The 6,046-nt window shown below is 61.3% G+C and carries 5 protein-coding genes; all 5 read left to right on the top strand.

What is annotated here, in order from left to right; genetic code table 11:
- Positions 1-535: 535 nt before the first annotated feature.
- Entirely contained in the window at positions 536-4,126 is a 3,591-nt protein-coding gene (gene brxC / locus QZY03_RS21355) for a BREX system P-loop protein BrxC (RefSeq protein WP_295584402.1), read from the top strand.
- A gap of 316 nt (positions 4,127-4,442) precedes the next feature.
- Positions 4,443-4,772, top strand: a complete 330-nt coding sequence (locus QZY03_RS21350; RefSeq protein ID WP_295584400.1) for a UPF0175 family protein — start codon at positions 4,443-4,445, stop codon at positions 4,770-4,772.
- 107 nt (positions 4,773-4,879) lie between these two features.
- Complete coding sequence (locus QZY03_RS21345; RefSeq protein WP_295584398.1) at positions 4,880-5,122, top strand: hypothetical protein; 243 nt, start codon at positions 4,880-4,882, stop codon at positions 5,120-5,122.
- A 358-nt stretch (positions 5,123-5,480) separates the two neighbouring features.
- Positions 5,481-5,789: a DUF4258 domain-containing protein gene (locus QZY03_RS32220; RefSeq protein ID WP_366935549.1), complete on the top strand. Its 309-nt coding sequence runs from the start codon at positions 5,481-5,483 to the stop codon at positions 5,787-5,789.
- A 32-nt stretch (positions 5,790-5,821) separates the two neighbouring features.
- Positions 5,822-6,019: a YgiT-type zinc finger protein gene (locus tag QZY03_RS21340; RefSeq protein ID WP_295584396.1), complete on the top strand. Its 198-nt coding sequence runs from the start codon at positions 5,822-5,824 to the stop codon at positions 6,017-6,019.
- Positions 6,020-6,046: the final 27 nt, after the last annotated feature.

Below are 6,046 nucleotides of genomic sequence, written 5' to 3'. Positions count from 1 at the left end.
GGGCTCGCCAGGTGCGTAGTCAGGCCATCCTGGCCTGACACCCTCAGGGCTGGAAGCCCTGACTACGCATGCCGCTGGCCGGGATTACGATCAAGGCCGAAATCAGTGAGGCTTCCGCAGCCGATCAACGAGTCACCAATCCTTCAAGGTCATGCATTATTTCTTATCTGTGTGCATCTGTGTCATCTGTGGACAACTCTTCCGGTCAGCCGAATGAAGAATAGTCCACAGATGACACAGATTGACACAGATGAAGAAATCATTGAGGCTTCCGCAGTCGATCAACGAGTCACCAATCCTTCAAAGTCATGTATTGCTTCTTATCTGTGTTCATCGGTGTCATCTGTGGACAACTCTTCCGATTAGCCGGATGAAGAATAGTCCACAGATGACACAGATTGACACAGATGAAGAAATCATTGAGGCTTCGGCAGTCGATCAACGAGCCACCAATCTTTCAAAGTCATGCATTATTTCTTATCTGTGGGCATCTGTGTCATCTGTGGACAACTCTTCAGCGGCAGGAGTGTAGGTTATGCTGATCAAGGACCTCTTCACCAAGCCGATCGATCGCCCCATCAACGGCGTCATCAAGGCCGATCAAGCCGATAGTGCATCCGTCTGGCAGGAACTCGATGAGTATGTCGTCACCAAGGAACTGGATATCCATTTCCGCCGGTTCTTCGGCGCCTACCTGGATGCGATCGACCACGCCGGGGACCCGCAGGTGGTCGGCAAGGTCGGGGTCTGGATCTCGGGGTTCTTCGGCTCCGGCAAGTCACACTTCCTCAAGATCCTGTCCTACCTGCTGGAGAACCGCGAAATCAGCCATGCCGGACAGACCCGGCGGGCTATCGCGTTCTTCGACGGCAAGATCCAGGACGCCATGCTGGCGGCGGACATCAAGCGCGCGGTCGGCACCGCCGTCGATGTCTGCCTGTTCAATATCGACAGCAAGGCCGACACCGCCAGCGGACGTGACGCCATCCTGCGGGTCTTTCTCAAGGTATTCAACGAGAAACTCGGTTTCTGCGGGGACCATCCGCACATCGCCGACCTGGAACGCCGCCTCGCCGGTCAAAACAAGCTCGACGCCTTCAAGACCGCGTTCCGCACCACTGCCAAGTGTGACTGGGAGCAGGAACGCGACGGCTACAGCTTCTACGCCGACGAACTGGTGCTGGCTCTTTCCGAGGCTCTGGGCAAAACCCCGGAAGGGGCGCGCGCCTGGCTCGAACGCTCCGAGGAGGACTTCAAGTCGCTCTTGACCGTCGAGCACTTCGCCGGCTGGATCAAGGAGTACCTGGACAGCCGCGGGCCGGCTCATCGCATCTGCTTCCTGGTGGACGAGATCGGCCAGTTCATCGGCCAGGACACCCACCTGATGCTCAACCTCCAGACCATCGCCGAGAACCTGGGCACCGTCTGCGGCGGCCGGGCCTGGGTCGTGGTCACCTCCCAAGAGGACATCGACGCCGTGCTGGGCGAGGTGCGTGCCGCCCGCGCCAATGATTTCTCCAAGATCCAGGGCCGCTTCAAGACCCGTCTGTCACTCTCCAGCGCCAACGTGGACGAGGTCATCCAGAAGCGTCTGTTGGACAAGACCGACGCCGCCCGCGCGACGCTCGCGGCCCTCTACCGCGATCAGGCCGACATCCTCAAGAACCAGCTCAGCTTCAGCAACGTCGGCATGACCTACAAGCCCTATGCCGACGCACTGGACTTCGTCAGCGTCTACCCTTTCGCCCCCTATCAGTTTCAACTGATCCAAAAGGTCTTCGAGGCCATTCGCCGCCACGGGGTCACCGGTCTGCACCTGGCCCGCGGTGAACGCTCCATGCTGGACGCCTTCCAGTCGGCCGCCGTCCAACTCAGCGCCGAGCCGGTCGGCGTGCTGGTCCCGCTGCATCGGTTTTACCCGGCCATCGAGAGTTTCCTCGAAGGCGTCGTCAAGTCGACGCTCGACCACGCCGCCGGCAACGACAAGCTCGAAGCCTTCGACTCGCTGCTCCTGCGCACCCTGTTCCTGATCCGCTATGTCGACGAGATTCGCGGCAACGTCGATAACCTGGTGACCTTGTTCGTCGACCGCATCGACGCCGACCGCCTGGCCCTGCGCCGACAGATCGAGGCCAGCCTCCAGCGCCTGGAGCGCGAGACCCTGATCGGGCGCAACGGCGAGGACTTCTTCTTCCTCACCAATGAAGAGCGCGACATCAGCCGCGAGATCAAGGACGTTGACCTGAGTTCCGCGGAGGAGGCCAAGTTTCTGGGCGAACTGATTTTCGACGACCTGCTCAAGGGGCTGCGCAAACAGCGCTTCCCCGACAACAACAAAGACTTCGGCATCAACCGCCTGTGCGACCTGCACCCGCACGGCACCCGCACCGACGGCGACCTGGTGCTGTCCGTCGTCACCCCCCTGGCCGACGATTACCCGATCTACGAAGAGGCTCGCTGCATCCTGCAAAGCGCCGCCGAGGGCGGCCAACTCATCGTCCGGCTCGACGATGACAAGACCCTGGGCCGCGAGCTGCGCACCTGGTTGCAGACCGACCGGTACATCGGCCGCAAGAACGACGGCACCGCCGCCACCACCACGGTCAAGATCCTGCGCGAGCGCCAGGAGGAAAACCGGGAACGCCGGCAGCGCCTGATCCTGCAACTGGAGCGCCTCTGCAAGGAGGCCGCGTACTATGCCGCCGGCCAGCCGGTCCGGCCCAAGGGCGGCACGGCCGCCGCGGTTCTGACTGATGCCCTGAACTATCTCATCCGCAACAGCTTCAACAAGCTCGGCTACCTCACCCACCTGTCGGCCAACCCCCAGGCCGAGATCAAGGCGGTCCTCAGCGCCACCGACGTGGACGACCTGGGCTTCTCACTGGAGTCCGGCCAGGGCAACCAGCAGGCACTCACCGAGGTCGAAGGCCACGTCAACCTCATGGCCGGCGCCAACCGCCAGGTGATCCTGCAAGACCTGGTGGAAGACCGCTTCGGCCGGCGCCCTTACGGCTGGCCGGAGTGGGAGGTCATCCTGCTGGTGGCCCGCCTGGTCCGTAAGGGCGCCATCAGCCTGGTGATGGACGGGGCGACCCTGTCCACCGACAAGATCTTCGAAGCGGTCGGCAGCCCCAGCAAATGGCGCCGTATCACCGCCATCAAACGCCGGACCGTCGACCAGGGCCAACTCCAGGCCGCCCGCCACCTGGCCAAGGAGGTCTTCGGCCAGATCGCCCCCGATGGTGAGGACCCGCTCGCCGCCTGTCTGCGTGAGCGCCTGGGCGCCTGGCGCACCAGCCTCGCCCAGTACCAGACCCTGGCCGACACCGGCGACTACCCGGGCCGTCAGGAACTCGCCGAGGCCGTGGGCATCATCGCCAAGCTCCTGGCGGAGACCGAGAGCTTCGGTCTGATCGGCACCTTCCTGGAGCGCAAGAACGATCTGCTCGAGCTGTCGGACAACGTCCATGAGCTGACCAACTTCTACGAGACCCAGCGCCCGACCTGGGAGAAGCTGCGCAAGGCCGCCGCCCGCTTCCAGCCCAACCGCACCTGGCTGGACAAAGACCCGACGGCCGCGGCGGCCCTTGCGCGCATCCAGACCATCCTGGCCGCCGCCGCGCCCTATGGGCTGATCAAAGACGCCGAGCCGCTGATCCAGACCGTCGAAGGCATCGACACCGCGCTGGTCGCGGAGCGGCGAGCCCAGGTCTTGCAGAGCATCCAGGCGCAACTCGGTAAGGTCCAGGTGGAACTCGACGAGGCCAAGGCAGCGACCGACCTGCGCAACGCGTGCCTGCATCCGCTGCAAAGCCTCAAGCGCCAGGTCGAGACCCAGGCCAGCATTGCGCACATCGACCAGGCTGGGCAGGCGGCAGTCGAGGCCGCGGACGAGGCGTTCGCCAAGATCGAGGCCGCGGCCAGTCAGAAGAAACGCACCGGCACCGGCACCGTCGGCGACAAGGATGAACAGGTCTACGTCAAGCCGCGGCGTGTCGTAAAGGTCGCGGCCCTGGCACCGCCGGGGTATCTGGAAACCCAGAGCGACGTCGACGGCTACCTGGACCGCCTGCGCAAGGCGCTGGAGCACGCCATCAGGGCTGGGGAGCGCATCGAGATCCGGTAATCAATTGTCCACAGATGACACAGATGAACACAGATAAGACTATTTTCTCTTCATCTGTGGCCATCTGTGTCATCTGTGGATAATTCCCCTGCCTCGCCCCGTGGTCTTGATCGTAATCCCGGCCAGCGGTATGCGTAGTCAGGGCTTCCAGCCCTGACGGTGTCAGGCCAGGATGGCCTGACTACGCACCCGGAGAGCCCAAGCGGCCGGAATCTTGATCGAGGCCCGCTCCGGCACAGTGGCTGGAGCGCTGGTCACGGCCCAGTCGTCGCCCACGGATGATATGCTTGATGCATGCCCGAACTGGAGGTTTTCCATGCAAACCATCGACACCAAGGCACCGCAAACCGACCCGGAGTTGATCGCCGTGCGCTCCTTCCAGGCCGGTGAGCTCAGCCTGGGCCAGGTGGCGCAGGTGTTTGCAAAGTCAAAGCAGGAGACCATGCGGCTCCTTGCCGAGCTGGGGGTCCCGATTGCCGACTACGATCTGGTGGAAGACTTGGCCACCCTTGAATGCGCAGAAGTCACCGAACAATCCACTGCTCAGATCCTTCCTAGTCTGGTAGCGTTCCGCGCAACGTTTCCGCTGCAACCCGTCAGCGCGGGCGATTTCTGCCGCGAAATGCGCGATGATGATCGCTTCTGATGCATTTTTGGTCGTGGATAGTAGGAGCGGGGCAGCTTCCAGCGATCCACTAACCACTTGACGGCTGCCGACGATCTTTCATCAAATGTAACCCACGGAGAAGCCACATGAGTTCTGCTCGGTTCATTTACGAAGACGCGCCTGCCTTTATCCCGGTTCCTGCCGAATTGCAGCACCGCAAGGTCGAAGCCATATTGCGTGTCATGGATGATCAGGCCGCAACGGTTGCTCCGGGGTCAGCCGTTAAGGTGCGCCGTCGCTCTCCGCCGGCAGCCTTTGCCGGTAAGGTGCGCGAGTTGGGCGATGTGATGACTTCCGCGCCGACGGCCGATTGGGGTGTTGACGAATGATCGTGCTCGATACGCACATCTGGCATTGGTGGACCAACCAGATCGCCGGGAAGCTCACGGCACGGGAAATCGCCCTGATCGAGGAAGCGGATGAGATAGGCGTTTCCGCCATATCCTGTTTCGAGATGGCTTGGCTGCAACGTCATGGTCGCATCGACCTGGGTATGCCGTTTGAAGAGTGGCTCTTGGAGGATACTGCGGCGACAGTCCCCGCCGTGTCTGACCCGGAAACCCGCGGTAGCGGGGGAGGTCACGGAGCAATCCGCTGCGCAGGGCCTTCCGAGTCTGGCAGCGTTCCGCGCCACGTTACCGTTACAAACCGTCGGTGCGGGCGATCTTGGCCGGGATATACGAGAGCATGATCTCTGAAATCCAAGAGAAAATTCGTTCACGCAGGTACGAGTTCTCTAAGCATGCAGTGGACCAGGGCATTCGCCGGGACATCCGGATTTCCGAGCTTGAGGAGGCATTGCTGTCGCTGTGTGAGATCATTGAAGATTATCCGGATGACAAATATGGTCCCAGTTGCCTGCTCCTCGGTTTTACGAGTACCAGCCGGCCTTTGCATGTTCTTTGCAGTTACCCAAGTCGGCCGCTGCTAAAGATCATAACGCTTTACGAACCAGATCCGTTGGAATGGGTCGACAACCGAATCAGGCGAAGCTAGCGATACGAGGCAGAAGAATCATGAGAGAGACAATGGTTGAAACGATGGTTACCTACACGATCGAATATGACGGCAAGTTATATGTCATCGAAGACGTTCCGGCGCGCGTCTGCCGCGAGACCGGTGAGGAGTTCTTCGCGCCAGAGACCGTTGAGCACATCCAAGCGCTGGTGAAGGGCAACAAACCTCCGGTGCGGATGATCCAGACTCCGGTTTTTCACTATGCGTGATTAGTGATTAGTGGATAGTGGATAGTG

Origin of the sequence: uncultured Lamprocystis sp., assembly GCF_903933125.1 — a bacterium.
Classification (GTDB): Bacteria; Pseudomonadota; Gammaproteobacteria; order Chromatiales; family Chromatiaceae; genus Thiodictyon.
The sequence above is the reverse complement of the archived record's forward strand: the minus strand, read 5'-3'. Positions and strand labels throughout refer to the sequence as shown.

Coding starts and splice junctions, on each gene's coding strand:
- brxC (WP_295584402.1), top strand. CDS start 536: ATGCTGATCAAGGACCTCTTCACCAAGCCGATCGATCGCCCCATCAAC.
- QZY03_RS21350 (WP_295584400.1), top strand. CDS start 4,443: ATGCAAACCATCGACACCAAGGCACCGCAAACCGACCCGGAGTTGATC.
- QZY03_RS21345 (WP_295584398.1), top strand. CDS start 4,880: ATGAGTTCTGCTCGGTTCATTTACGAAGACGCGCCTGCCTTTATCCCG.
- QZY03_RS32220 (WP_366935549.1), top strand. CDS start 5,481: ATGATCTCTGAAATCCAAGAGAAAATTCGTTCACGCAGGTACGAGTTC.
- QZY03_RS21340 (WP_295584396.1), top strand. CDS start 5,822: ATGGTTGAAACGATGGTTACCTACACGATCGAATATGACGGCAAGTTA.